32 protein-coding genes are annotated in these 26,724 nt (G+C 43.1%); 1 reads left to right on the top strand and 31 read right to left on the bottom strand.

Annotation, left to right across the window (positions count from 1 at the left end; all coding sequences use genetic code 11):
* Positions 1 to 2 precede the first annotated feature (2 nt).
* The 10 genes from IGI73_RS06865 to IGI73_RS06820 form a co-directional block, all read right to left on the bottom strand.
* Entirely contained in the window at positions 3 to 305 is a 303-nt protein-coding gene (locus IGI73_RS06865) for a YlxQ-related RNA-binding protein (RefSeq protein ID WP_015509584.1), read from the bottom strand.
* On the bottom strand, positions 298 to 594 hold the full coding sequence (rnpM, locus tag IGI73_RS06860) for an RNase P modulator RnpM (protein WP_005225922.1): 297 nt from the start codon (positions 592 to 594) through the stop codon (positions 298 to 300). Before rnpM ends, IGI73_RS06865 begins: the two co-directional genes overlap by 8 nt.
* A 16-nt stretch (positions 595 to 610) precedes the next feature.
* Positions 611 to 1,825, bottom strand: a complete 1,215-nt coding sequence (gene nusA / locus IGI73_RS06855) for a transcription termination factor NusA (RefSeq protein WP_060792086.1) — start codon at positions 1,823 to 1,825, stop codon at positions 611 to 613.
* A gap of 21 nt (positions 1,826 to 1,846) precedes the next feature.
* Positions 1,847 to 2,320 (bottom strand): ribosome maturation factor RimP, encoded by a 474-nt coding sequence (gene rimP / locus IGI73_RS06850; RefSeq protein WP_005225920.1) that lies wholly within the window; start codon positions 2,318 to 2,320, stop codon positions 1,847 to 1,849.
* Between the two features lie 207 nt (positions 2,321 to 2,527).
* Positions 2,528 to 2,866 carry a DUF2752 domain-containing protein gene (locus tag IGI73_RS06845; protein WP_171805166.1) on the bottom strand — a complete coding sequence of 113 codons (339 nt, stop codon included), beginning with the start codon at positions 2,864 to 2,866 and terminating at the stop codon, positions 2,528 to 2,530.
* Entirely contained in the window at positions 2,866 to 3,300 is a 435-nt protein-coding gene (locus tag IGI73_RS06840; RefSeq protein ID WP_034857985.1) for a DUF4234 domain-containing protein, read from the bottom strand. Before IGI73_RS06840 ends, IGI73_RS06845 begins: the two co-directional genes overlap by 1 nt.
* A 151-nt stretch (positions 3,301 to 3,451) precedes the next feature.
* On the bottom strand, positions 3,452 to 5,392 hold the full coding sequence (gene thrS / locus IGI73_RS06835) for a threonine--tRNA ligase (protein WP_015509581.1): 1,941 nt from the start codon (positions 5,390 to 5,392) through the stop codon (positions 3,452 to 3,454).
* A 311-nt stretch (positions 5,393 to 5,703) separates the two neighbouring features.
* Entirely contained in the window at positions 5,704 to 5,880 is a 177-nt protein-coding gene (locus IGI73_RS06830; RefSeq protein ID WP_005225916.1) for a 2-hydroxymuconate tautomerase, read from the bottom strand.
* A gap of 88 nt (positions 5,881 to 5,968) precedes the next feature.
* Positions 5,969 to 6,466 (bottom strand): ASCH domain-containing protein, encoded by a 498-nt coding sequence (locus tag IGI73_RS06825; RefSeq protein ID WP_284591290.1) that lies wholly within the window; start codon positions 6,464 to 6,466, stop codon positions 5,969 to 5,971.
* Positions 6,436 to 7,308 (bottom strand): aminoglycoside 6-adenylyltransferase, encoded by an 873-nt coding sequence (locus IGI73_RS06820; protein ID WP_118214889.1) that lies wholly within the window; start codon positions 7,306 to 7,308, stop codon positions 6,436 to 6,438. Before IGI73_RS06820 ends, IGI73_RS06825 begins: the two co-directional genes overlap by 31 nt.
* 140 nt (positions 7,309 to 7,448) lie before the next feature.
* Between IGI73_RS06820 and helD the strand changes: the two genes are divergently transcribed.
* A complete protein-coding gene (gene helD, locus IGI73_RS06815; RefSeq protein WP_428206313.1) occupies positions 7,449 to 9,728 on the top strand; it encodes an RNA polymerase recycling motor HelD in 2,280 nt (759 codons plus the stop codon).
* 57 nt (positions 9,729 to 9,785) lie between these two features.
* Here the strand turns inward: helD and IGI73_RS06810 are convergent, their stop codons facing one another.
* The 21 genes from IGI73_RS06810 to fabD form a co-directional block, all read right to left on the bottom strand.
* On the bottom strand, positions 9,786 to 10,445 hold the full coding sequence (locus tag IGI73_RS06810; RefSeq protein ID WP_005225912.1) for a hypothetical protein: 660 nt from the start codon (positions 10,443 to 10,445) through the stop codon (positions 9,786 to 9,788).
* Between the two features lie 215 nt (positions 10,446 to 10,660).
* Entirely contained in the window at positions 10,661 to 11,383 is a 723-nt protein-coding gene (locus IGI73_RS06805; RefSeq protein ID WP_005225911.1) for a YebC/PmpR family DNA-binding transcriptional regulator, read from the bottom strand.
* Positions 11,384 to 11,462: 79 nt separating this feature from the next.
* On the bottom strand, positions 11,463 to 12,629 hold the full coding sequence (locus IGI73_RS06800; protein ID WP_428206314.1) for a nucleotidyltransferase: 1,167 nt from the start codon (positions 12,627 to 12,629) through the stop codon (positions 11,463 to 11,465).
* Positions 12,630 to 12,656: 27 nt separating this feature from the next.
* Positions 12,657 to 13,385 (bottom strand): class I SAM-dependent DNA methyltransferase, encoded by a 729-nt coding sequence (locus tag IGI73_RS06795; protein ID WP_428206544.1) that lies wholly within the window; start codon positions 13,383 to 13,385, stop codon positions 12,657 to 12,659.
* Positions 13,385 to 13,726 (bottom strand): ribosome silencing factor, encoded by a 342-nt coding sequence (gene rsfS, locus IGI73_RS06790; protein ID WP_034695537.1) that lies wholly within the window; start codon positions 13,724 to 13,726, stop codon positions 13,385 to 13,387. Before rsfS ends, IGI73_RS06795 begins: the two co-directional genes overlap by 1 nt.
* 11 nt (positions 13,727 to 13,737) lie before the next feature.
* On the bottom strand, positions 13,738 to 14,337 hold the full coding sequence (yqeK, locus tag IGI73_RS06785; protein ID WP_005225907.1) for a bis(5'-nucleosyl)-tetraphosphatase (symmetrical) YqeK: 600 nt from the start codon (positions 14,335 to 14,337) through the stop codon (positions 13,738 to 13,740).
* A complete protein-coding gene (locus IGI73_RS06780) occupies positions 14,327 to 14,968 on the bottom strand; it encodes a nicotinate-nucleotide adenylyltransferase (protein ID WP_005225906.1) in 642 nt (213 codons plus the stop codon). The genes yqeK and IGI73_RS06780 overlap by 11 nt, the downstream gene beginning before the upstream one ends.
* 12 nt (positions 14,969 to 14,980) lie before the next feature.
* Positions 14,981 to 15,292, bottom strand: coding sequence for a ribosome assembly RNA-binding protein YhbY (gene yhbY, locus IGI73_RS06775; protein ID WP_005225905.1), 312 nt, complete (start codon positions 15,290 to 15,292; stop codon positions 14,981 to 14,983).
* A gap of 15 nt (positions 15,293 to 15,307) precedes the next feature.
* Positions 15,308 to 16,426, bottom strand: a complete 1,119-nt coding sequence (yqeH, locus tag IGI73_RS06770; RefSeq protein ID WP_074934716.1) for a ribosome biogenesis GTPase YqeH — start codon at positions 16,424 to 16,426, stop codon at positions 15,308 to 15,310.
* 1 nt (position 16,427) lies between these two features.
* The gene (locus IGI73_RS06765) at positions 16,428 to 16,952 is read right to left on the bottom strand and encodes a YqeG family HAD IIIA-type phosphatase (protein WP_428206315.1); all 525 of its coding nucleotides are present in this window, start codon (positions 16,950 to 16,952) and stop codon (positions 16,428 to 16,430) included.
* A gap of 359 nt (positions 16,953 to 17,311) precedes the next feature.
* Positions 17,312 to 18,037 carry an amino acid ABC transporter ATP-binding protein gene (locus IGI73_RS06760; RefSeq protein WP_005225901.1) on the bottom strand — a complete coding sequence of 242 codons (726 nt, stop codon included), beginning with the start codon at positions 18,035 to 18,037 and terminating at the stop codon, positions 17,312 to 17,314.
* Between the two features lie 16 nt (positions 18,038 to 18,053).
* Positions 18,054 to 18,743, bottom strand: a complete 690-nt coding sequence (locus tag IGI73_RS06755; RefSeq protein ID WP_005225900.1) for an amino acid ABC transporter permease — start codon at positions 18,741 to 18,743, stop codon at positions 18,054 to 18,056.
* Between the two features lie 22 nt (positions 18,744 to 18,765).
* A complete protein-coding gene (locus IGI73_RS06750; RefSeq protein WP_074536434.1) occupies positions 18,766 to 19,611 on the bottom strand; it encodes a transporter substrate-binding domain-containing protein in 846 nt (281 codons plus the stop codon).
* A gap of 190 nt (positions 19,612 to 19,801) precedes the next feature.
* Positions 19,802 to 20,587 carry an acetyl-CoA carboxylase carboxyl transferase subunit alpha gene (locus IGI73_RS06745; protein ID WP_015509573.1) on the bottom strand — a complete coding sequence of 262 codons (786 nt, stop codon included), beginning with the start codon at positions 20,585 to 20,587 and terminating at the stop codon, positions 19,802 to 19,804.
* A complete protein-coding gene (accD, locus tag IGI73_RS06740; RefSeq protein WP_005225897.1) occupies positions 20,580 to 21,449 on the bottom strand; it encodes an acetyl-CoA carboxylase, carboxyltransferase subunit beta in 870 nt (289 codons plus the stop codon). The genes IGI73_RS06745 and accD overlap by 8 nt, the downstream gene beginning before the upstream one ends.
* A gap of 12 nt (positions 21,450 to 21,461) precedes the next feature.
* Positions 21,462 to 22,826 (bottom strand): acetyl-CoA carboxylase biotin carboxylase subunit, encoded by a 1,365-nt coding sequence (locus IGI73_RS06735; RefSeq protein WP_005225896.1) that lies wholly within the window; start codon positions 22,824 to 22,826, stop codon positions 21,462 to 21,464.
* Between the two features lie 7 nt (positions 22,827 to 22,833).
* A complete protein-coding gene (gene fabZ / locus IGI73_RS06730; protein ID WP_005225895.1) occupies positions 22,834 to 23,262 on the bottom strand; it encodes a 3-hydroxyacyl-ACP dehydratase FabZ in 429 nt (142 codons plus the stop codon).
* A 4-nt stretch (positions 23,263 to 23,266) separates the two neighbouring features.
* Positions 23,267 to 23,749 (bottom strand): acetyl-CoA carboxylase biotin carboxyl carrier protein, encoded by a 483-nt coding sequence (gene accB, locus IGI73_RS06725; RefSeq protein ID WP_016610184.1) that lies wholly within the window; start codon positions 23,747 to 23,749, stop codon positions 23,267 to 23,269.
* Positions 23,750 to 24,988, bottom strand: coding sequence for a beta-ketoacyl-ACP synthase II (gene fabF, locus IGI73_RS06720; protein WP_438759166.1), 1,239 nt, complete (start codon positions 24,986 to 24,988; stop codon positions 23,750 to 23,752).
* Between the two features lie 12 nt (positions 24,989 to 25,000).
* On the bottom strand, positions 25,001 to 25,738 hold the full coding sequence (gene fabG, locus IGI73_RS06715; RefSeq protein ID WP_008378189.1) for a 3-oxoacyl-[acyl-carrier-protein] reductase: 738 nt from the start codon (positions 25,736 to 25,738) through the stop codon (positions 25,001 to 25,003).
* Positions 25,739 to 25,747: 9 nt separating this feature from the next.
* Positions 25,748 to 26,671 carry an ACP S-malonyltransferase gene (gene fabD, locus IGI73_RS06710; protein ID WP_074536437.1) on the bottom strand — a complete coding sequence of 308 codons (924 nt, stop codon included), beginning with the start codon at positions 26,669 to 26,671 and terminating at the stop codon, positions 25,748 to 25,750.
* Positions 26,672 to 26,724 lie beyond the last annotated feature (53 nt).

Genomic DNA, 26,724 nt, shown 5'->3' with positions numbered 1-26,724 from the left:
TCCTAACCTAATATTAATTCCTGCACCTTCCTTGCAAATCCTTGATCTAAGATGCCAATGACCATTCTTGGTTTCCCAATGGCCGCACTGATTTCATCAGCAGAAAATGCATCTAGGAGCGGAATTTCGTAATAAGAACTTTTGTCCTTAATTTTCTTTTGTGTATTTTTACCAGCATCACTGGCGACAATGACCAAAGCAGCTTTCTCATTGCGAATCTCTTTTAAGGTCATTTCTTCACCAGTCACTAATTTCCCAGCACGCATGGCTAGTCCTAACATATTTAATGCTTTGGTTTTATTCATTTGCAAATAACTCTTTTCGCGCTTTTTGGTGCGTTACATAGTCCAATAGTTCTTGGTAAAATTCATCTGTTAATTTCGTTTCCAGCACCCGATCTAAGATCCGCTTATCCCATGCTTTCTGGGCTTCAGCCGGTTCGATCGCTATATAAGCTCCTCGACCGGGCATTTTTCCTGTTGGATCGATGGAAACAACGCCTTCTTTTGAACGAGTGATACGAAGCATTTCTTTCTTAGGCAGCATTTCGCCTGAAATCACTGATTTTCGTAAAGGAATTTTTCGTTTTTTCATCACGATCTCACCTCAACTATTTTTCGTCAAACTCAACATTTTCATAATCATCCGCAGTCATATCTGATGAAAGGATCGCTTCATCAACTGTTTCTGCAGATTCTGTTGCTTCTGTGCTGCTTTCTTCAGCAGCTTCTGAAGCAGTTGCATCATACTCATCGATATAGTCGCCTTCATCCAGCTTCGCATAAAACTCTTCCATATCTGTTTCTGATTTGATATCGATTTTGAAGCCAGTCAATTTGGCTGCTAGACGAGCATTTTGTCCGCGTTTACCGATCGCCAATGATAATTGGTAATCAGGCACGACAACAGTACATGCCTTCGGATTATCAACGTCGAAAATAACGTCGCTGACTTCTGCTGGATTCAACGCATTGGCGATGAAGATCGCTGGATCTTCATTCCATTCCACGATGTCCATGTTTTCGCCTTTTAGTTCATTGACGATCGCTTGAACCCGTTGACCTTTAGGGCCGACACAAGTGCCGACTGGATCGACGTTGGCATCAAAGGAACGAACAGCGACTTTGGCACGATCCCCTGCTTCACGAGCAATACTTACGATCTCTACAGTACCATCATATACTTCTGGCACTTCTTGTTCAAATAATCGGCGTAGCAAATCTGGATGGCTACGGCTAACGAATACTTGAGGGCCTTTCGAAGTATTTTCAACACGAGAAACGAATACTTTGATCCGATCATGGGGTTGATAAAACTCATTTGGCATTTGGTCTTGTTTTGAAAGCACGGCTTCAATTTTGCCTAAGTTTACATAGATATAACGATTGTCTTGGCGTTCAACGATTCCTTGCAGAATGTCTTTTTCGTACGCACTAAATTCGTTATAGATAATGTTTCTTTCTGCTTCACGGACCCGTTGCAAAATGACTTGTTTTGCCGTTTGCGCCGCAATACGACCAAAGTCTTTAGGCGTTACTTCAAAACGGATTTTGTCGCCGATTTCATAAGCGGGATTGATTGTCATCGCTTCTTTTAATGAAACCTCTAGTTGCGAGTCCATGACTTCTTCTGTCACTTCTTTGACTGCATAGACGTGGATGTTGCCTTTTTTCTGATCAAACTCAACTTCCACATTTTGCGCTTGCCCGTAATGACGTTTGTACGCTGAAACCAATGCCGCTTCCAAGGCATCGATGACAATCTCTTTTGAAATGCCTTTCTCTGCTTCTAATGCATCCAATGCATTCAACATTTCTTTACTCATGATTCTTTCATTCCTCCGTGTTTAAAATTGAATGGCTAAACGAGCTTTGGCAATATTTTTCCGGTCGATCGTTCGTTCTTTTTCTCTGGTTTTGATTCGGGTCTTAATAACTAGCTGATTTTCGTCGAATGACTGTAAAAAGCCTTCGAACTGTTTTTCTCCATCAATCGGTTGATATAAAGAAACATGAATGTACTCGCCGACTGCCCGTTGATAATCTGCTTCTTTCTTCAATGGACGCTCGGCGCCAGGGGAAGAAACTTCCAAGAAATAGGCCTGTGGAATAGGATCAGGTTCGCATTGGTCTAATTGTTCACTAAGTTGTTCACTGACAAAGGCACATTCCTCGATATCGATTCCGCCTTCTTTATCGATGAACACACGAAGAAACCAATTTTTCCCTTCCTTCACGAATTCTACTTCAACTAATTCAAATTTTTGCGCATCCAGAATAGGGGTCACTATATCTGTAACAGTTTCCACTACCGTACTCACAACATCGCCTCCTTTATTTCTCAACGAAACGAACTTCATTCCATTAAAAAGAGTGAGCGAAAAAACCGCTCACTCACTCTAAGTATCATTACATTGTAAATATAACACAATTTTCATAAAGATTCAACTACTGTCGCATGTTCCCTTCGCTTTCAGAAAAAAACAAAGCATTTTCTTAAAGAATTTTAATGCTTGCGTGAATGGCTATTAGTGAATCACTTGACCAATCCGACGTAGTAGTTGTGGGAAAATGCTCTCTGGATCAAAGTCCATTGGCGCGTCATGTGGGAAATGAAGCCAGAGCCGACCACCATAAACCACTAATACCAAAAGTGTCAAGGTCAGCCACAGGTTGTGACTGTGGTAAAGTTTGCTGATTTTTGGATTTTTTTTGAACAAAACGATTCCGAATACGATCGGCACCAACCAAAACAAGGGATGAAAATGCAGCGCTCCTTCAAGATCACCCTGAAATAAGTGCAAGTAGGCGCGCGTCATGCCACAACCTGGACAAGGAAACCCCGTTAACCATTTAAACGGACAAATCAATAATCGACCCAATCATCTGAATCAGACGAATCGTTTGATGTAGCAGATGACATCATGGCATTTTGATCAGCAGCTTCCCACATTTGGTTCATATCTCCTTGTAAAATCGCCATGTTGATGAAATCAAAAGCAAAAAGGCTCAAGACGACAAAAAGGATTTTGTTGTCACTCAGACGAGGCATATTCGCTCGTTGTTGTGCACTCATAAAGATATCCGCAATTCGGTACCACCAATAAATTTGGTACAATCCGCAAGTAAGGATCGTGAGTAAAATCGACGTTTCTGGCGAAAGACGATTATCCCCGCTGTACTCTGCTAGCTCTTTGGTTGTTTGGTACATCCAAAAGAATGTATAAATGCCACAAGTAATAAATGTTAATAAAATGACCGATACAACCGATTTCTTTCTAACTCCGTAATTATAATTCATCACAAACTCCTTTTCTTTTTTTCATTTTTGCCACTTATCAATTATACTACAATATAATCATCATAACAAAACCTATTTATTTATTTTTATGAATTTAGACAAAAAAACACCATCTTAGAGAAGGTGCTTTTTCGCTTCATCCATCATAAAACTATTTTCGACTATAGTTTTTTACTTCTGCAGCCATTGCATCAACAAACAGATTCAATTCTTCGACTTGGGTCTCTTTGCTGCCGTAGCGACGGATATTGACTGTCGCGTCATTGACTTCTTGATCCCCAACAACGATTTGGTAAGGAATTTTTTGGGTTTGTGATGCGCGGATCTTATACCCCATTTTTTCGTTGCGGTCATCCACTTCTACCCGCAGTCCTTGTGCCTGCAAGCGTTCTTTGATTTCGTAAGCATAGTCACTGTGAGCTTCGACTGAAACTGGAATGATCGATGCTTGGATCGGCGCCAACCAAGTTGGGAATGCGCCTTTATAGACTTCCGTTAAATAAGCCACAAAGCGTTCCATCGTTGAAACGATGCCGCGGTGGATCACCACTGGACGGTGGTTGTTTTCACCATCTTCACCAACATACGTTAGGTCAAACCGTTCAGGCAACAAGAAATCTAATTGGATCGTTGACAAGGTTTCCTCCATGCCTAAAGCTGTTTTCACCTGGACATCTAGTTTTGGTCCATAGAAAGCTGCTTCGCCTTCTGCTTCAAAATAATCCAATTCTAATTCATCCATAGCGGCTTTTAGCATCGTTTGCGCATTTTCCCACATTGCATCGTCATCAAAATATTTGTCTTTGTTTTGTGGATCACGATAACTTAGACGGAAACGATAATCGGTGATATTAAAGTCTTCATAAACACCGATCATTAAATCAAGTGTCCGTTTGAATTCTTCTTTGATTTGATCCGGACGGACGAATGTATGCCCATCGTTTAAAGTCATTTCCCGAACCCGTTGCAATCCAGATAATGCCCCTGATTTTTCATAGCGGTGCATCATGCCTAATTCAGCGATCCGAATCGGTAGCTCACGATACGAATGAATGTCATTTTTATAAACCATCATATGATGCGGACAGTTCATTGGTCGCAATACTAACATTTCCCCATCACCCATATCCATTGGCGGGAACATGTCTTCATGGTAATGATCCCAGTGCCCTGAGGTTTTGTATAGATCCACGTTTGCCATGATTGGTGTATACACATGTTGGTACCCTAAGCTGATTTCTTTGTCCACGATATACCGTTCGATCGTACGACGGATCGTAGCTCCTTTTGGCAGCCAGAAAGGCAAACCAGCGCCGACTTCAGGTGATAACATGAACAATTCTAATTCTTTTCCTAATTTGCGATGATCGCGTTCTTTTGCTTCTTCCCGTAAACGGATAAATTCCTTCAAGTCTTTTTTATCGAAAAAGGCTGTTCCGTATACCCGTTGCATCATCTGGTTGTCAGAGCTTCCACGCCAGTAAGCACCTGCCACTGATAACAATTTGTACACTTGGATACGACCAGTTGATGGGACGTGAGGACCGCGGCAAAGATCGACAAATTCACCTTGCTGATAGGCAGTAATCGTTTCATCATCTGGTAATTCAGTGATCAACTCTACTTTGTATGGATCTTCGGCAAAAAGGGTCAACGCTTCTTCTTTTGTTAACACGCGGCGTTCGATTGGCAGATTTTCTTTGATGATCTTCATCATCTCTGCTTCGATTGCTGGTAGATCTTCTGCAGTTACTGGGTTTTCCCCATTGTCTGTGTCATAGTAAAAACCAGAATCAATTGCAGGTCCTACCCCAAAATGGATCGATGGATAGAGTCTGCGCATGGCTTGAGCCATTAAATGAGCTGTCGAATGACGAAGTAAGCCTAAGGCGTCTTCATGATCGGGTGTCACGATCTCAATCGTTGCATCTTCTTCGATCGGACGTGAAAGATCGATCAGTTGTCCATTGACTTTTCCAGCTAAGGCTTTCTTTGCAAGACTTTTCGAGATACTTTCAGCAATCTCTTTGGTTGTTACCCCAACAGCAAATTCTTTTTTTGCGCCATCAGGAAATGTAATAAATAATGACATATGAATGTCCTCCTTTGATGATTTCAATCAATAAAAAAAGTCCTAGTATCGGTTACGATACTAGGACGATCACTCGTGGTTCCACCTATTCTTCAAAAACAGAAAAAGTCTGCTTTCCTCTTCATGAGATAACGGTTCAACCGCCTCCGTTTCAACAGAGGTCTTAAAAAAGTGGTCATCCTTTGGTTTTCTTCTAGGAAATTTTCAGCCAAGATTTCCCTCTCTTATCGAAGACTCTCAAATTCAGGTGTCTTTTTTATTGATCGATTATGGCTCAATTAAACCACTCTCTTGATAAAAAAGCAAGAGAATTATTTCCAATCGCCATTCACAGCATAGGTTCCTTGCTTCATTTCATTGATGATAACATGGATATGCTCTTTAGGGGCGCCTGTATTTTTATGGACCGCCTCAGTGATTTCTTTCATCATATTCGTCAGTTGCTCTTGCGAACGTCCTTCAACTAGTTCGACATGGATAAATGGCATACGACTTCCTCCTTTGTTTGCTTTTGATTATACACCTTTTTCAAAAAGACAAAATCTATTACCTTGGTTTCCAAAGAAAACCATGACTTTATTCTTCCTGATAAACGACACAAAACTTTTCGCAAACACACAGCATTTGATCGTGAAAAGACAACCCCGCTGAGGCATAAGCTCGTCGAAAAAAAGCTTCATGAACACGGCGCCAATAAGCCAAAGTGCGATCTCCTTCCCCTTCTAAAAAGGCAAAGTCTGCTGTCACCTCATCAAAAGGCACGATCGACACTAACTCTAAGTAAAGAACAGCTTTTGGTACATCCGACCCATTTAAAAGGACACTATAGGTTCCTGATTGCGGCAATGCTTCTTGCTCGATTTCATAGAGCGCAGCGGCAGATGTCGTTGCCGTCTTTTTGCCAGCTAAAACCAGTGCTGCCAGTTCATCGGCCATTTGTGGGGTATCACCAAAGGACCAAGCATCTTCATAGGTCAAAGGAGATTGATTTCTTGGATTTGCTTTTAAAAACCGCTGCCAAAACGCCTGAATCTGACAGTCTTTTATTTTTGATTCTCTGGTTTCATCTGCCAATTTTTTTCACTCCAATACTTCGTATATGTTTGGACATTCTCAGCTTCTTGCCAATCATAGGCCAGCCCTAATTTCTCGCTGATGTTCTTTGCTTGGCCATCAAAACGTTTTTGCATCTTCAAGAGGGACTGACCGCAGGCAGTGATCGTGGAAAAATCAAGCAATGAGGTCAATTCCCGCCACTCCTTTTCCGTTAGAAACGACTGTAGGTATTTATGATTTTTCCCTGTACTCACCTGAAATTGCTGAGCTTGGGCAACGAACAAATCTTCAATCCATAACAATTCTTGCCAACAAATAGTGTATAAATGATCCGCAGCATAAATCAGCTGCTTTCGAAGCAGCCCTTTCACGACATACGTGCTTACCCACCAAAATTCGTTGCAGTGTTCCTGAAAAGCGGCTTGGGTCGGGCGCTTGATCCAGTAATGCGAATGATTTGCTTGATTAGCAAAACTTAGTATTTGGTCTGGATCAAGCAGCGGCTGCAAGCCTGGTTCGTTAGCCAGACGATCGACCAATGCAAGAGGACATAGCATGAGATCGATTCTTACTCCGTCTAAAAAATGCATCAAGTACGTAAAACACCCGCCCAAACTTGGCGGATAGATGGTGCTAGCTTCCGGTGTTTGCCTGATCATGATCGGTCCAAAGGCTTCTAACCATGAAGGATCATCGACCAAGGGCTGAATATCATCCATTACGTAAACCACATCAAAGTCTTGTAAAAAATCTTTTGGCGCCTGTGGATCGGTCCGTGAACCAGATAAACCGATGGCACGTGCCCCAACACGTTGCCCCACAGACAGGATCAATTGGTGCAATTCTGCTTCTTCCCTCACCGTCTACACCTCTTTTTCGTTTCGTTTTTGAACACCTAAGCTCTTTTTATAAATATTAGCATAGTTTCTTTTTTTCCACGACATTCGCAGGGAAAATATGCTATAATTTTATGTCGCAATTTTTTTAAGGAGGATCCTTCGTGAACGAACGTCAAAAAGAACAACAACATGTCAATGAAACCATTGCTCTGATCCACAGAGAACAAGCGATCCTTTCGCAGCAAAAACAAGAGTTAGCCGCTAAAATGGATGATCAATTAAAAGAAATCGCCGATAAGAAAATTCGCGGGGGCGACAGTGAAGCCTTTTATGAATCAGTTATCGAGTACCAGCAGCATGAACAAGAATTGCTGATAAAATACCAAACCGCAGAATCACAAGAAAAACGCGTCAAAACCTTAACAACGATGGCGGGCAATCCGTATTTTGCTCGAATCGATTTCAAAGAAGAACAAGAAACCGAGACCCTCTATTTGGGGATCGCTTCATTGCGAGACAAAGATGAAGAAACGATCGTCATTGACTGGCGCGCACCGATCGCCAATCTTTATTATGAAGGAGAGCTTGGTGAGACCTTCTACGAAACAGACACTGATCGGTTTACGGTAGAATTGCTTTTGAAACGCCAATTTAAAATTCAAAATGGTGAAATCTTGTCGATGGTCGATACTTCGGAGATCATCAATGACGAATTTTTGTTGGAAATATTGGATGAAGCCTCTTCTTCTCAAATGCGTAACATCGTTTCGACGATCCAAAAAGCACAGAATCAAATCATTCGTGATACCACCAATAAATTCTTACTGATCGAAGGGATTGCTGGAAGTGGGAAAACCTCTGCTTTGTTGCAACGGGTCGCCTTTTTACTTTATCGGAATCGCAAATGGTTGGACGAAAAACAAGTCTTGCTGTTTTCACCCAATCATTTGTTTTCTGACTATATTTCCATGGTCCTGCCTTCTTTAGGTGAAAGTGAAGTGCCCACAAGAACCTTCCACCACTTTATCCAATTGATTCTGACTGGCTATGAAGTGACGAAAGAAACCCAACAAGAAGAAACCTTTTTAAGCGGCGACGATGATGCCATTGAAAAAATCAAAAGTAGTCTTTTCTTGGTGGAAAAAATCAACCGTTATGTCCGTTCGATTGCACCAATCGGTCCCTTGTTCCGTGATCTAAAAATCCAAGGGCAAACCTATTTGACAAAAGAACAGATTCGCCGCTGGTATCAAGAAACCAATAACGAACTGCCGATTTACCAAAGAACCCAACTGCTTCAAACGAAATTATTAAAAAAAATCGGCGGCTTGGAAAAAGATGAAGCCAAAAAAGACTGGGTCAAAGAAGCGACCGAAGAACAATTGCAACAAGTATTTGCCAATGATCCTCATCAAGAATACAGCGAAGAAAACGAACGCCGTTTGCGGAAGAAACTTAGACAGCAGATCGTCCGCAAGAAGTTCCGTTCCTTGACGCAGGGAGTGAAAAACTTTCAGTTTATCAACCAAGCCAAGCAATACTTACACTTTTTACAATCGGTTGAGTCTGCTGCAGTCAAAGAAACTGGCATCGAGGCTGCGGCTTGGCAGCAAAGTATTGCTGATATTCGACAAGGCATGCGCCAAAGACAGATCAAACAAGAAGACGCCGTTTTGTTTTTCTTACTGATCAAACAGCTTTATCCTGTTCATGTCGAAGAAAAAGCTCGGTTTATCTTTATCGATGAAATGCAGGATTTTCCACCAGCACAAGTGGCCCTACTGCGTCAGCTTTATCCAAAGGCTGGCATCACCCTGTGCGGCGATTTGAATCAAAAAGTGTATGGCAATGAAACGATCGTCGGGGCATTAGCAGAATTATTCCCCCGCGAAAGTGTGAAACGTTATCAATTGAAAACCAGCTATCGTTCGACTAAGGAAATCACAGATTTCGCCAATCAATTTTTAGTTGGCAGTGATCAAGTGGAATTGACGGCTCGTAAAGGGGCGGTACCAACAATTGTTAAAGGAACTGCAACTGAAAATCTGGCTTTCCTAGAAACCAGTATTCGTGACGCCGCTGAGAATCAGCGTTGGCGCACCGCGATCATTTGTAAAACCGCAAAGGATTGCCAGCAGTTATATGCCCAGCTGGCAGAAACAATGCAGGAACAAGTGCAGCTGATCACCTCTGAAGAAGACTTCATGAAACGCAATGTGATGATCTTCCCGGCCTTTTTAGCAAAAGGGCTAGAGTTTGACCAAGTATTTGTCTGGACACCAGGTGCCACTTTCGTGACTGAACAAGACCAATTGATTTTTTATACAATGGCGACACGGGCGATGCATCAGTTGACCGTCCTCACCCAAGAGGAATTGCCGCTGCTAGCAAAAGCTGATCCTACCACTTATCAGTTCCAAGAAGCATCAACGATCGGATAACAAAAAACATCACTTTCGGCGAGTTCCCAAAGGAAACAAGCCGATCGTGATGTTTTTTTAGCCTTTTAACTCGCCAATAAATAAACGGGTTTCTGGATAGCGCATCCCTACGATGGTTAAAATCATTTGCAGCTCAGAAACGTGTTCGGGATCTTCTGGAACGAATAATTTTGTATGTCGCCCAATGCTGCCGTTATCGATCAAGCGATGGGTACGATTCCACTCACTAAATTCTTCAATCGTCGTAAAGCGACTAAGAGGAAAGCCAGCGCCATCCAGAATTTCTGTCAATCGAAAAAGTACATAGGAACTGTCGATGACAAATTCTTTTCTATGAGGCAAAGCACGCGTTCGTTTATAATCAATAATTGCTTTTTCTGGTCGGTGCTCTAAAAGCCAATCCAACAGCAAGAAGAACCCTTCCATTCGATACTCATCGATAAAGAGCCGTTCAGAGTATTCCGACATGCGAAAGACTAATGGAATCAAGAATCGCTCTTTATAAATTAATAAGGGTGCGCGATCAACGACGACATTTAAATAACGATTCAAATAAGAAGAGCCACGATAATCACCTAGACGATACCCTTCTACCCCATACTTTTGATATTTCCGACAAAGAGCCGAGCAGTCAGAAATCGATACAGACACTTCTGCTAGCTTTTCAAAACCACTTAAGATTCGATTAAATGGCTCTAAAACGATTTTTTCTTCCATGTCTGCCCCCCTAACGATTTGTTTGCTTATGTAGTAAATCATAACACATAAAATGTATAGAAACCAACTGAAAAGATGATCAACACAGAAGAATTTTCAGTAAATGAGCAACGCTACCGCTTCATTATTTCTCTTGCATAAGCGATAAAGCTTCTACATAAAAAAACATACTAAAAAAATGGCAGCCAGATTGTCTCTAGGCTGCCAAGTGACACTTATTCTTCCGCGTCTGCCACATTGTGATAGACGTTTTGTACGTCTTCAAGATCTTCTAACACATCGATCATTTTTTCGAATTTTTCTAGATCGTCACCCGTCAAGGTTACTTCATTTTGAGGAATCATTTGCATTTCTGCAATTGAGAATTCAGTGATTCCTTTTTCTTTCAAGGCTTCTTGAATGGCATGGAAGTCACTTGGTTCACCGTGAACGATGATTTGTCCATCTTCTTCAACAACATCACGAACATCGATCTCTTTGTCCATCAAGTATTCTAAGATTTCATCTGCATCGTCACCGGCAAAGCCAAAGAGTGCCGTGTTATCAAACATATAAGCAACGGCCCCTGAAACACCCATATTCCCGCCGTTTTTACCAAAAGCGGCCCGAACATCGGCTGCGGTACGGTTGACGTTATTTGTCAACGTATCGACGATCACCATTGATCCATTTGGTCCAAATCCTTCGTATCGAAGTTCTGAGTATTGTTCATCGCCAGAACCTTTGGCTTTTTCAATCGCACGGTCAATAATGTGTTTTGGCACATTGTAGGTTTTCGCACGTTCGATAACAAAGCGTAATTTTTGGTTCGCGTGAGGATCAGGATCACCCGATTTTGCTGCTGCGTAGATTTCGATTCCAAATTTTGCATAAACTCGGCTATTGTTTGCATCTTTAGCAGTTTTTTTCGCTACGATATTTGCCCATTTACGACCCATGATTTCACTTCGCTTTCTTGTTTTTAAAAATCCTTATTCATTATACTTGTCAAATGGCGTTCTGTGAAGTAATTTTCACTTATTTATCAATAAAAAGCGGAATTCTTCGAAAATTTTGTTCTGTGATTTGAGGATTCCCTTGCTGATAAATCTGGTCGATCCGCAATGACAAGCCATAGCGCTGTGCTTCTTGCTTACCAAATTTAGCGATCAGCGGCAGGGTCAGCTCTTTTTTGACCTCTTTTAAATAGTGCTGCCCTTGCTTCGTATACCCTAAGACTCGAATAAAGGAATGTTCTTGAGCTTCCTTCATTTCAGCTTTTGTCACTTGGAACAATACATAACAAGCAAGACGCTGCAGCCGCGTTTGGGTATAACGTTTCGTCTTTAACAACTTGATAAAATCTGCAAAAGAATCCGCCGCCGTCACATATTGTTTTAGTCGATATTCTAATCCTTCTTCCATCTGGTAAATAGCAGCTAATTTTTCGATTGGGGCAGAAATGATCTGGTATTGAAGATACGGCCAAAAGGCTTCCCAGTCGACTGTTGCTTGTGAAAGAAAGTTTTGTGTGGCTTCAGGAACAAAATCCACAACAGCTGCACCTTGTTTGATTGCTTGGCGAATGGCTGTTGCACTGGCGATCGTGGGATGATCGAATTGTTCTGAATGATAAGACGCCGCAACGCGTTGGATGGGGACCAAGCGCATTGGTTTTTCATAATGCAGCACTTCCCGTGCATACGCCATACCCAATAGATGATTGGGCTGGTCTTTTTCTGCATGGTACTCGGGATAAAGCTCACTGAGGACCGCACTCATTTTTTGACTATAGGTAGTATTTTGTCTAGCTAAGCGTTGAAATGCGTCATCGATAATCAGTTGATTTTCTTTTTCAAAGTGAGCAAACTTAGCATAGTCGAAGGGGTGTTTCGTATCTGTTCCAAAACACAAAGAATCACATTGCAGATCTTGTAAGATCCTAATCGCTCCCGCTGCAAAAAAATCAGCAGACTGGACGGCCCAAGCGGATGGCAGTTCAACGACCAAATCGACGCCATTTTGCAATGCCGTTTGAGCTCGCTGCCATTTATCGATGATTGCTGGTTCGCCACGCTGTAAAAAATTGCCACTCATCACCGCAACGACGACATCAGCGTTCGTTACTTGCCGTGCTTTTTCCACATGGTATTGGTGTCCATGGTGAAATGGATTGTATTCTACGACTAGTCCGCAAGCCTTCATCGACATCCCTCCTGTTTTACATAACGGTTACTTATGGCAGACAAAAAACCAGCGACGGCTTTTTTCATTTGGTTTCGTATCGATAAAATCGGCGTAGCATTCAACATTAGCAAAACCAGCATTTTCTAACATTCTTAAATAGCTTTCGAGAGGATAGGTTCTTTCTTGATGAAGCTCATCTAAGCGTTCAAACAACCCATTCTCTTGTGCAACAAAAAAGGTCAAGAAATGTTCAATGCTATGGTCTTTTTCTCCTTGATAGCTTTCCCAAAGAAAGGCAAATTCATCCGTTTGGTAATGGTAGCTATAATCAGGAAAGACTTCATCGATTTGATATAAGGAATGCACATCAAATAAAAAGACGCCATCTTCTTCTAAACAACTGTAAACACCATCAAACACTTGCTGCACACTCTGCTCGTCTTCCATGTAGCAAAGGGAGTCAGAATAGCAGGTAATTGCTTGATAGATGCCAACATCTACGAGATCCAGCATGTCACCCGCAACAAATTGCACAGCCGCCTCTTCTTTTTCAGCCCGTTGACTAGCGATTATCAGCATCTCTTCTGAAAGATCTAACCCAGTCACGTCAAAACCAGCCTTGGCAAACTCAACGGCTAACGCACCAGTTCCACAAGCCAATTCTAACAGCTGTTTTCTTTTTCCTAAATGACGACAAGAAAAATCCAGCCACTTTTTATAGAGACTGGAATCCATTACTTCGTCATAGACAAATGCGAAGGTTTCGTAAGCCATTACGCCACGACCCATTCATTAAGATCCACAAGCGGCGCATCAGACCATAATTTTTCTAGGTTGTAAAAAGCACGTTCTGAGGCACTGAATACGTGAACGATCACGTCACCTAAGTCGATCAAGACCCATTTTCCACCATCTTTTCCTTCGACACGGCGAACAGATACTTGATTTTCTTCTTCTTTATCGATGACTTCATCAATGATCGCATTGATTTGACGTTCGCTATTTCCTGAACAGATCACAAAGTAATCTGCTAGCAAAGAGATTTCCCGCACATCTAATGCCATAATATCTTCGGCATGTTTTGAATCGGCGGCTTTTACAGCAATTTCTAATATTTTCTGACTATCTATGGTAATTCCCTCCTATATTTGGCTACCCAAAAATTGTAGGTTTCGATCGTTTTTGGGTAGATAACTGCTTCTGTTTCGATCAAATGAAGCAAGGTATGTTTCGTTTCGTAAGCAACAGCGGCATCTAAGTCGATCATTGCGATTTCTCTGGCTTCAACGACTCCAGGAAACGTACGTCCGGGTTCGATATAATCTGCCACATAGATGATTTTATCTAACAGGCTCATCTTGGCAGCTCCGGTGGTGTGCAAACGGATCGCTTGTAAGATTTCTTCGTCATCGATTTCTAGTTCTCGTTGAACGAAATCAGCACCGACAAGTCCATGCCAGATAGCATTGTTCCAGTTCAAGAGATCCAAGTCGAATCCGTCTCTACGAATGACTAATTGAAATTCTTCATCGCTGCGTTCCTTCGCATAATCATGCGTCAAGGCGGCGATGCTGGCTTTGACCGGTGAAGCACCATATTTTTCCGCAAGGGCAACGGCCGTTTTTTCGACACCTAACACATGCTCAAAGCGCTTTTGACTCATCTGCATTTGGACCTTTTGCATCAAAAGTTCCCGTTCTGCTTGTGTGTAGTGTTCACTCTTCATCCAAGTACAACCCCTTTTCTTGAATATAGTGTAACACATTATCTGGCAATAAGTAGCGAACCGAACAACCTTGTTGCACTTTTTTACGAATTGTTGTTGAGCTGACATCCATTAGCGGGATATCGATCCAAATAATCGGGTATGGGCTATCGATCGGCACTTCTGGACGACGAACCCCCACAAAAGTCACCAATTCCATCAGCTCATCGATTTGATGCCATTTTGGTAAATAGTTCACCATATCTCCGCCAATGATAAAATAATAATTGGTATCTGGATTCTTAGCTGTCAATTCCCGCATCGTATCAACCGTATAACTCTTACCTTTTCGTTCCAACTCAATGGTCTCTACAGCAAATCGCGGATTATCGGCGATCGCCAACTCCAACATCGCCAAGCGGTGCTCAGCTGGGATCGTCTTTTTCTCATCAACATGAGGCGGTAAATACTCAGGCATGAAATAAACTTTATCCAGCCCTAATGCTTGCCCTACTTGCTCACCCATGACCAGATGTGCGTAGTGTACTGGATTAAAATTCCCACCAAGAATGCCCACTTGCTTTTTCGGTACAAGTTCTTGTGTTTGTGTCTCTAAAACCGTTTGTACCTTTCCAAATGTTTGTCCTTGCATGCCTTCTCCCTCCTAAATTGAACGAACTTTGCTTGAAATCGTTTGGTATTTTTCTTTGCTTGACGGTTTGAATAAAACGATCACTCGTCCGATGATCTGTACCACTTCACAGCCGACTTTCTCACGGATCGTTTCAGCTGCTTCGTCAGCAACCTCATCGGTATTTTGGAGCAATGAGACTTTGATCAATTCTCGTTTTTCTAGCGCTTCTTCAATTTGCGCCATCATCGCGTCATTCAAGCCGCCTTTGCCGATTTGAAAAATCGGGTTTAAATGGTGCGCTTCACTTCGTAAAAATCTTTTTTGTTTTCCTCGTAAGTCCATATTCTTCCTTCTTCCTTATACTAATGCTTTACGTCTAAGCACATCGACACCCTTTGGCGCCCACCCAGCGATGACACACGGTTTGGTGATCGTGATCCAGCCAAGTCCAGCAAAAACGATATCGGTTTTTTCTTTGATTGAAAATTCGAAACGGACGAGTTCAGGAAAATCCGCCACTTCATCTGCTCGCGGCGGCTGCAGCAGCCCACCAACATGTTTCTCATAAAACTCATCGGCTTTCGTTAATTTGGTCCGATGGATCGCCACATCATTTGCTACATAAGCAATAAATGAACTGCGTTCTCCTTGAATGAAATCAAATCGGGCAAGTCCTCCTAAGAACAAAGTTTGTTCTGGATTCAACTGATACACCTTTGGTTTGATCTCTTTGGCTGGTGCCACGATTTTTAGATCTTTTTTACCTAAATAATGCGCCATTTGATGACGATGAATGATTCCTGGTGTGTCGATCAAGAAGTGTCCGTCATCCAATGGAATCTCAATTTTATCCAATGTGGTTCCTGGGAAACGCGAAGTCGTGATCAATTCGTTGATCCCCGCTGTTTGTTTGATGATTTGATTGATCAATGTTGATTTTCCAACATTCGTCACACCCACCACATAGACATCGCGTCCTTCACGATACGTTTCGATCGCTTGCAGTAAAGCTTCCGTTTCACCTGGCTTCTTGGCACTCGTCAATAATACATCCACTGGTCTTAAACCAGCTTCATGAGCACGTTCCTTCATCCATTGGGTCATCTTCGATTTTTTCAAAGATTTTGGCAAAATATCCACCTTGTTGCCCACTAATAAAACAGGATTATTGCCGACAAAGCGGTGCAGTCCTGGGATCAATGAACCATTAAAATCGAAAATATCAACGACATTAACGATCAAGGCTTCTTTTTCCCCGATTTCATTCAGTAGACGCAGAAAATCATCGTCGGTAAGGGAAACATCTTGGATCTCATTGTAATGGCGCAAACGGAAGCAGCGTTGACAATAGACTTCTCCTGATTCAAGTCCTTTTTCTAATGCGGATTGCGGGGTGTAGCCCAATTCATTGGGGTTCTTTGTCTGAATCACTGCCCCGCAGCCGATACAGTGAATTTCTTCGATTCCTTCTGTCATATTAAATTCCTCCACGCCATTTTAACTCTGGGTTGTGCTTCAATAAATAGTTCATGATTATTCTTTCTGCGGCTCGATTAAATTGGGTTTTCCAAGAATCCGTTGGGATCACTGGTTTCACTAAAATACTGCGAACACCGGCACGATTGGCACCTCGTACATCCGTCATGATTTGATCGCCGATCATCACGACCTCTTCTTTTTTCAAGCCTAATTGTTGATAGCCTTGTTTGATCCCTCTTGAAAAAGGTTTTAATGCGCGGTGTACGTACTTTAAGCCAAAGGGCGCAACTGCCCGTGCCACTCGTTCACTATTGTTGTTGGAAACGACAACTACCGGTATCCCAGCATTTTTCATTTCCAGTAGCCAGTTTTTTAGTTCTTCGGTTCCGTCAGGATTGTTCCAAGCAATCAAGGTATTATCAAGATCGGTCAAAATCCCTTTGATCCCCTGTGCCTTTAGTTGGCTAGGGGTGATTTTATAAATCGCATCGACCATCCAAGTCGGTTTATAATTTGAAAACATAAAATCTCCTTTGCTGCATGATTTCTTCACGTATTAAAAATCGGTGACTAGTCATCGATCCAAATTGTCGATCCTTAAAAAGAAACAGTCCGATCTGCCTACAATCACGCAGATGGTTTCTATCAAGATCAGACCTCTTCAACCTGTAATTATACAATAGAATCTTTTTGAATACTAGCAAGTGCGCCAGTTTCTGCAGGTTTCTTGTAAAAGAACTGAAAAAGGAACCTGCCAAGATAACCGTTTGTTCTATCACTTCTTTAAAGTAGTCTTTTTTCCGTCAAAAAAGCATCCTTTTACTGAAAGGATGCTTAGGAAAGGTCCAAATTTATCACTAACAACTGCGAACTTCTCGCAGTTTACAATACTTTACTCAAAAAATCAATGGTTCGTGGATTTTTCGGATGATCAAAGATCTGTTCTGGCGTTCCTTCCTCCATAATGATTCCCTGATCCATAAATAAAATCCGATCCGCGACTTCTTTCGCAAAGCCCATTTCATGAGTGACGATGACCATCGTCATTCCTTGCTGAGCCAAACGCTGCATGACGGACAATACTTCGCCAACCATTTCTGGGTCTAACGCTGAAGTCGGTTCATCAAAGAGCATCACGTCTGGTTCCATCGCCAAGGCACGTGCGATAGCGATTCGTTGCATTTGTCCACCAGAAAGACTTTGAGGATAGGCTTTTGCTTTGTCTGGTAAGCCAACATCATTTAGTAGTTGTTTTGCCAACTGATCAGCCGCCGATTTTGCTACCTTCTTGACTTTCGTCGGGGACAAAGTAATGTTTTCTAAAACCGTCATATTCGGAAAAAGATTAAAATTTTGAAATACCATACCCATTTTTTCACGCATCTTATACAAATCATTCTTTGGATCGGTAATATCGGTTCCTTCAAAAAAGATTTTTCCGCTTGTCGGTACTTCTAATAGGTTCAAACAGCGTAAAAACGTGCTTTTTCCTGACCCAGATGGCCCAATCACCACTACGACTTCTCCTTGATCGATCGTCGTTGTGATCCCTTTTAGCACTTGATTGCTGCCAAAGGTTTTGTGTAAATCTTGAATATCTAACATCATAGCTTGTCTTCTCCTTTTAACGACGATAGCCTTTGCCTAGTTTCTTTTCCCATAAACTCAATAGTCGCGAAGTCGTAAACGTCAAGATGAAGTAAATGACCGCCGCCACATAGAAAGGCGTTAATGGTTGGAAAGAACTGGTGACAACGATCTGCGCACTGTTCATCAGCTCGTAGATGCCGATCGTTGAAAGCAAAGAGGAATCCTTAATCAAAACGATAAATTCATTGCCTAGTGGCGGCAAAATGTTGCGTAGTGCTTGTGGCAATACGACATAACGCATCGTTTGAAAAGGCCGCAACCCTAAAGAACCAGCCGCTTCTGTTTGACCGTAATCAACGGCATTGATTCCCCCTCGGACGATCTCAGCAACATATGCCCCAGAATTAAGCGAGAGCGCAATGATCCCAGGAAATAGCCGCCCAAAATCAAGACTCAACACGCCGATCGAGACCGTCGGCAAGGCAAACATTCCTTGCAAAAGACCAAAAGCGATCAATATCTGCACCAGCATCGGTGTGCCGCGGATGACTTCAATATACGCATTAGCAAACCAGCGCAAAGGCGTCACTTTTGATAATTTCATCAGGGCGAAAATCACCCCTAGAATCGTTCCAAAGATCACGGTGATGATAGAGATCACGATGGTGATCACCACACCAGAAAGAAAATAAGGGTAATATATCGCTAAAAAGGATAAATCCATAATTGTGTCTACTCCGTTCTATCTATTGCGCCGCATTTTCGTTGGCTAGATCTGTGTTCTTTTGTACATACTCATCGATTGTACCATCTTCAATCAATTCTTTCAAAATACTGTTTAGTTCTTCTTGTAATTCGGTACTCCCTTTAGGTAAAGCAATTGCATAAGAATCGCCTTCAGATGCTTCTAATGCTACATCAGTGATCACGAGGTCATCATTTTGTGCAACATACGATTCAGCAACCGCACTTTCAAGGACCAAACCGTCGATCGAGCCTTGTTTCAATTCATTGACTAGATTCGGAACTTTGGCGATGGAAACCAATTGCGAATCAGCTAATTGATCTTGAACGATCATTTCTTGGATCGAGCCTTTTTGAGCGCCTACTTTTTTGCCAGACAAGCTTTCGATTGAATCAAATGCCGATTCATTGTTTTTATTAACAACTAATTTTTGTTCTGGTGTAAAATAGTTATCGGTGAAATCAAAAGTCTGTTTACGTTCGTCAGTTGCTGAGATGCCTGAAACAGCGATATCGGCTTTCCCTTGTTGCAAAGCAGTCAAAACAGCATTGAAATCAAGGTCCAAAATATTCACTTCGACACCAAGACGATCAGCGATCTCATTGACCATATCGATATCTGCGCCCACGATCGTATCTTTGCCATCGATCAAGGCATGAAATTCAAACGGGGCAAAGTCAGCAGAAGTTGCCACATTTAACACACCAGCTGCTTTGATGGCTTCCAATTGATTATCCGACGAACCGCTGGCACTAGAACTTCCAGTACTCGATGAGCCGCCATTCCCACAAGCTCCTAAAACCAAAATCCCCGTCAATACAACAAGTGCTCCAAATAATTTTTTCATTAAAAACGCTCCTCTTCAAAACAAATATTTATGCAATATAATCTTCTTATATTCAGAATATATACATAATAGCACAGAATAATTAAATTTTAAACTAGAAACTTCGCCATTTGTACGATTTATTCAATAACACTTTTAATAAAAAAATACTAGGATACCCATCCTCTAATCAGAGTGGATATCCTAGTTTTTAAAATCGGCGAAAACGTTGATATCTTGCCTCAAGCAATTCATCTGTTTGCAAGGTAGAAAGTTCGGCAAGTTTCTTTGAAATTGCCGCTTTCATCTGTTCCATCAATTGCTCTTTCGGTAAAAAGGCCTCTTCATGGGTTTCAGCAATCACTTTTTCAATAACACCGAGTTCATATAGTTCTTGAGCTGTGATCTTCATCAAGCCAGCAGCTTCTTTGGCACGGCTGCCATCTTTCCATAGGATCGAAGCAAAGCCTTCGGGAGATAAAATGGCATAGATCGAATGTTCCATCATCCAAACCTCATCGCCTAATGCCAGTGCTAAGGCACCGCCGCTGCCGCCTTCACCAATGATGATTGCCAAGATCGGCACCGTTAAATCGGACATTTCCATCAAGTTACGGGCAATCGCTTCGCCTTCTCCGCGCTCTTCCGCGCCAATACCGCAAAACGCCCCTGCTGTATTGATCAATGTGACCACAGGTCGCTGAAATTTTTCTGCTTGCTTCATTAAGCGTAACGCTTTGCGATAGCCTTCAGGATGTGGCGAGCCAAAGTTTCTGCGTAAATTTTCAGGCAGATTACGGCCTTTTTGAATACCGATCACGGTCACTGGCTTGCCATCTAAACAAGCAATGCCGCCAACAACGGCTTCATCTTCGCCAAACAGACGGTCTCCATGAAACTCTTCAAACTCAGAAAAAATGCCGTCAAAGTAATCCAGTGCCGTCAAACGGTCTTTGCTGCGAGCGAGTTCAACGATTTCGTGGGCTGCTCTAGTCATTACGATCCCATCCTTTCCGCGTATGCAAAGAAATCAAATGGTGGATTTTCTCCCGCAAGTTCGTCCGCGGAACGATTTGATCGACAAAGCCATGATCTAACAGAAACTCTGCCTTTTGAAAGTCTTCAGGTAGTTCCTGACGAATGGTTTGTTCAATCACACGTCGTCCAGCAAAACCGATCAAGGCTTGCGGTTCTGCCAGGATGATATCCCCTTCCATCGCAAAACTAGCGGTGACGCCACCGGTTGTCGGGTCCGTTAAAACCGTTAGATAAAACAAGCCAGCTTTACTGTGGCGTTTTACCGCTGCAGAGATTTTTGCCATTTGCATCAGTGACAAAATTCCTTCTTGCATCCGCGCACCACCTGAAGCGGTAAAAAGAACAACTGGTAGCTGTTTTTCGATCGCACGTTCAAACAAACGGGTGATCTTCTCCCCCACGACCGTTCCCATACTGCCCATGATGAAATTCGCATCCATGATCCCGATCGCTAACGGCAATCCTTGAACTTTTGCTTCTCCTGTGAGGACAGCCTCATGCAACCCAGTTTTTTCTTGCATTTGTGCGACTTTATCCAAATATCCAGGAAAATCAAGAGGATCTTTTGTGGTTACATCTGTGTCCCATTCTTCAAAACTTTTCTCATCAATCGTGATAGCGATCCGTTCCCAGGCACTGATTCGGAAATTATACCCGCAGTGAGGACAGACTTTCTCTGCCCCCATCTCCTTCGTATAAAGCGTTCGTTTGCAACTAGGACATTTCGCCCAAAGATTATCTGGTACGACTGGTTCGTTCGTTGGCAGCTGACCTCGATTAGGATTGATGCGAATGTAGTTTTTCTTCTTAAATAAAGCCACTCATCTTCCCTCCTATTGTTCAGGTGTCCAATTTGGCAGAAATTCCTCTTGTAAAAAGGCGGTTGTATAGTCTCCCGCAATCACTTTCGGGTGACTGATCAAGTCCATTTGGAATTCTGCATTTGTAATGACACCATCGGTCACTAATTCGGCTAACGCCCGCTGCATCTTCATCAACGCTTCGAAACGGTTCTCGCCGTGAACGATCACTTTAGCGATCATAGAATCATAATAAGGTGGAATCGTGTAGCCAGAATACATGGCACTGTCTACACGAACGCCTAGGCCGCCACTTGGTAAAAACAAATTGTTGATCTTGCCTGGTGACGGTGCAAAATTGAAGGCTGGATTTTCTGCATTGATCCGACATTCGATCGCCGCGCCCGTCATCTTGATGTCTGCTTGCGTCAAGCCTAGCGGTTCGCCACTAGCGACTTCAAGTTGTTTTTTGACTAGATCAATGTTTGTCACCATTTCGGTGATCGGGTGTTCCACTTGAATTCGAGTGTTCATTTCCATGAAATAAAACTCCCCAGTGTCCGCCATTAAAAACTCGATCGTGCCAGCATTACGATACCCTACCGCTTGTGCGGCACGTACCGCTGCTTCTCCTAGTTCTGCTCGCTTGCTTTCAGAAATCACCACAGAAGGGGATTCTTCCAACACTTTTTGGTTGTTGCGTTGTAGCGAGCAATCGCGTTCACCAAGGTGGATAATATTACCAAAAGAATCACCTAACACTTGCACTTCTATGTGTCGAGCAGGATAAATGATTTTTTCAATGTACATTTCATCGTTGCCAAATGCCGCTTTCGCTTCTTGCTGCGCCGAAGCAAAATGATGAGGCAATGCTTCTTTATCTGCGACTTTCCGTATCCCTTTACCGCCACCGCCGGCCGCAGCTTTGAGCATGACTGGGTAACCAATCTCTTCAGCGATTGTTAAAGCTTCTTCCACATCAGAAATCGCGCCTTTGCTTCCGGGAATGACCGGTACTTCTGCTTCGATCATCAAGCGTCTTGCATTGATTTTGTTTCCCATTGCATCGATAGTCTCACTCTTTGGCCCAATAAAGACGATATTGCATTCCTCGCACATCGCAGCAAAGCGGCTATTCTCTGAAAGGAAGCCAAATCCAGGATGGATCGCCTCAGCCTTTGTGACGATCGCAGCGCTTAGGATCTGCTGTACATTCAAATAAGAGTCGGCTGCTTTGGCAGGTCCGATACAAATCGCTTCATCGGCAAGCTCTGTATGCAACGCTTCTTTATCTGCTTCTGAATAAACGGCGACCGTTTGAATACCTAATTCGCGACAAGCGCGAATGATACGTACGGCGATTTCGCCACGGTTTGCGATCAATACTTTAGAAAACATGTCTCACCTATCCAATCATGAAAGTCAATTCTGCTTCCGCCACTTTTTTCCCATCAACATAGGCAATTCCTTTGCCGATGCCAGCTGCAGATTTCACTTTGATTATTTCTACTTCTAAGATCAAGGTATCGCCTGGTGTTACTTTTTTTCTGAATTTCGCCTTGTCTAAACCGCCAAAATAGGCAGTTTTCCCACGAAAATCTTCCAATGATAGCAATGCCACAGCACCTGCTTGCGCCATTGCTTCCACGATCAATACTCCGGGCATCACTGGTTCATGGGGAAAATGACCTTGGAAAAACGGCTCATTGATAGTAACGTTTTTCTTCGCAACGACCCGTTTGCCTTCTTCTAACTCCTCTACCCGATCCACTAAAAGCATCGGATAACGATGAGGGATGATTTCTTTGATTTCTTGAATCGTTAATGCGCTCATTGCTTTACCCTTCTTTCACACGGAATAATGGTTGATTGTATTCAACGATTTGTTCGCTTTCAACCAAGACTTCAACTAATTCGCCATCGACGTCACTGACGATTTCATTCATGACTTTCATCGCTTCAACGATACAGAGAATATCACCTTTTTTCACGTGATCGCCGATTTGTTTGAAGTTGTCTTTATCAGGACTTGGTTTCAAATAAACGACACCCACTAATGGAGAGACAACTTCTTTGCCCTCTAAGACAGGTTTTGCCGTTTCTACTGTGTCCGGTGTTGCTGAGACAGCAGGCGTTGGTGCAACAGGAGTTGGCGCAGCATTCGCTGCAGGAGCAGATGCAGGTGCAGAGGATGCACTTTGTAGCCCACTTGTCGTATTTTTATTAAAATAAAGTTCAAATGTCTCTTTTTTTAATTGAAGCTCAGTTAACGTCGATTGATCGAATTGGCTGAGCAGCTCTTTTACCTCATGTGTTTCCAATTACGCTTCCTCCCAACGTTTCAACAAGATCACTGCATTATGACCGCCAAACCCAAGTGAATTACTCATGGCATAGGTCAATTCTGCTGGTTGGCTTTGATTGATAACAACGTTCAAGTCGATCTCAGGATCTTGTTCTGTCACGTTGATGGTTGGTGGAATAAATTGATGTTGTAATGCTAATAGTGAAGCAATGGCTTCGATTCCGCCAGCCGCCCCAAGCAAATGACCAGTCATTGACTTTGTACTGCTAACATATGGTTTTTTATAGTCTTCGCCCAAACCGTATTGGATCGATGTCGCTTCTGCACTGTCATTGGCAGGCGTGCTTGTACCGTGGGCATTGATGTAGCCAACTTCAGCCGGGGTGATCGATGCTTCTTGCATCGCCAAATTCATTGCTTTTCCGGCACCTGATCCATCAGGATTTGGCGCAGTCATATGGTAGGCATCACAGTTCGCACCGTACCCTACGACTTCACCTAAAATCGTTGCCCCACGTTTTTGCGCATGCGCCAATGATTCTAAAATGAAGACGCCAGCGCCTTCACCCATGACAAACCCACTACGATTTTTATCAAACGGAACGGAAGCTTTGTCAGGGTCTGATTCAGTGGTTAACGCCGTCAGAGACGCAAAACCAGCAATACCGATTTCACAGATCGTCGCTTCTGAACCACCAGCGATCATAACATCTGCATAGCCATGCTTGATGTTCCGAAAAGCTTCACCGATTGAATGGGTACCAGAAGCACAGGCGGAAACAGTCGTCGTACAAATGCCTTTCGCACCTACCCGTAATGCAATGTTGCCGGCAACCATATTTACGATCGACATCGGTACGAACATTGGTGATACCCGATTTGCTCCTTTGTCATGCATCCGAATTACTTGGTCTTGAATCGTTGGCAAGCCGCCGATCCCTGAACCAACCATCACGCCAAAACGATCCACATCAATGGTTTCTGTATCTAACTTCGCCATTTCCATCGCTTCTAACGCCGCATAAATTCCATAAATGGAAAAAAGATCCATCCGCTTCGTATCTTTTTTAACGAAGTACTTTTCTAACGGAAAATCTTTGACTTCAGCGGCAACTGAGATCCCTGTTGCTTCTGCGTCAAATTTTGTAATCGGGCCGATGCCGTTGGTCCCGTTTTGTAAACTTGCTAAAAATGTTTCTGGGTCATTTCCGATTGGAGAAGTGACGCCGTATCCTGTAACTACTACTCGATTCATCTATTCTTCCTCCTACCCTTGCATTGCCATCCCGCCGTCTACACTGATCACCTGACCAGTGATGTAGGGGCTTTTTGCTAAAAAGACTGCTGTTTGCGCAACATCCTGTGTGGAACCAAAACGCTGTAATGGAATATTTGCCAATGATTGTTCTTTGACTTTATCCGACAGCACTTCAGTCATCTCTGTTTCGATAAATCCTGGGGCGATCGCATTGCAGGTGATCCCCCGAGCGGCACCTTCACGAGCGGCAGATTTCGTAAAACCGATCACGCCAGCTTTACTTGCCGCATAGTTGGCTTGCCCGATATTTCCCGTCAAGCCGACCACACTCGTCAAATTGATGATGCGACCTTCTCGCAGCTTCATCATTTTTTTCAACGCGTGCTGCGTCATATTGAAGGTACCAGTCAAATTGATTTTGATCACTGAATCAAAATCTTCGGGTTTCATTCTCAACAATAATTTGTCATTCGTGATCCCGGCATTATTGACTAAAATGTGGATCGGTCCGACTGCCGCTTCTGCTTCTAAAAGCATGGCTGCCGCTTGATCAAAATCAGAAATGTCCCCATTGATCGCTACACATTTCACGCCGTAGCTGGTGATGCGATCGATCAGTGACTGGGGAATTTCTTTTCGTCCATTTAAAACGATATTCGCTCCTTCTTTGGCAAAGGCTTCCGCGATGGTAAAACCGATCCCTCGCGAGCTACCAGTTACAAAGACGTTTCTATTTTGCAGATCCATAAATTCCTCCTAGTTGAATCGGGCTAGTGTATCTGCCAACGTTTGGCTATCTTCTACACGCGCAGTCTGGATTTCTTTGTCTATTTTCTTCATAAAACCGCTCAATACTTTTCCTGGTCCGATCTCGATGACTTGTTGGATGCCAAGCTGCTTCAGTGTCGCAATGCTTTCGTAAAAACGCACTGGCGATTTCACTTGCAGCGTCAACAGTTCCTTGATTTGGTCTTGCTGCATTGGCTGCGCGGTTGTATTGCTGATGACAGGTACTTGCAACTCATCAAAGGTGATTTGAGCTAATTCCTGTGCTAATTGCTGCGATGCGGGTTCCAACAAAGCAGTATGGAAAGGACCGCTGACATTTAAAGGAATCACCCGTTTGGTTCCAGCAGCTTGTAACAATTCCACCGCTTTATCCACTGCCGGCGCTTCACCGCCAATGACGATCTGCTGCGGCGTATTGTAATTCGCTGGTGTCACGATCCCCACTTGACTTGCTTCTTTACAGATTTCTTCAATCGTTTCAGCGGGTGTGTTCATCACAGCGACCATTTTCCCAATACCTGCTGGCGCCGCACTTGCCATATACCGACCGCGCTTTTGCACCAATGCGACTGCTGTCTGGAAATCAAGCGCACCACTAGCGACTAAGGCTGTATATTCGCCTAAACTCAAGCCAGCAACAGCATCTGCTTTGATTCCTTGCGCATCCAAAAGTCGCCAAAAAGCCGTACTTACCGTTAAGATGGCAGGCTGCGTATATTCCGTCTGGTTTAAACGTTCGTTTTCAGTAAAGCATAGCTCGGCCATATCATATCCTAGAATGGTGCTGGCTTGTTCAAACGTCTCACGAACGATTGCTTCTTGGTGATAGAGCTCTTCTCCCATTTGGGGGTACTGTGCGCCTTGACCGCTAAATAAAAAGGCTGTCTTCATCTTGCACTCCTTCATTACTTTGATCGTTGTCGTTGGAGAACATGGCTTCTTGC

Origin of the sequence: Enterococcus sp. DIV0755f (assembly GCF_051713725.1) — a bacterium.
Lineage (GTDB): Bacteria > Bacillota > Bacilli > Lactobacillales > Enterococcaceae > Enterococcus_D > Enterococcus_D casseliflavus.
Note: the sequence above shows the minus strand (reverse complement) of the source record. Positions and strands in the feature narration are given on the sequence as shown.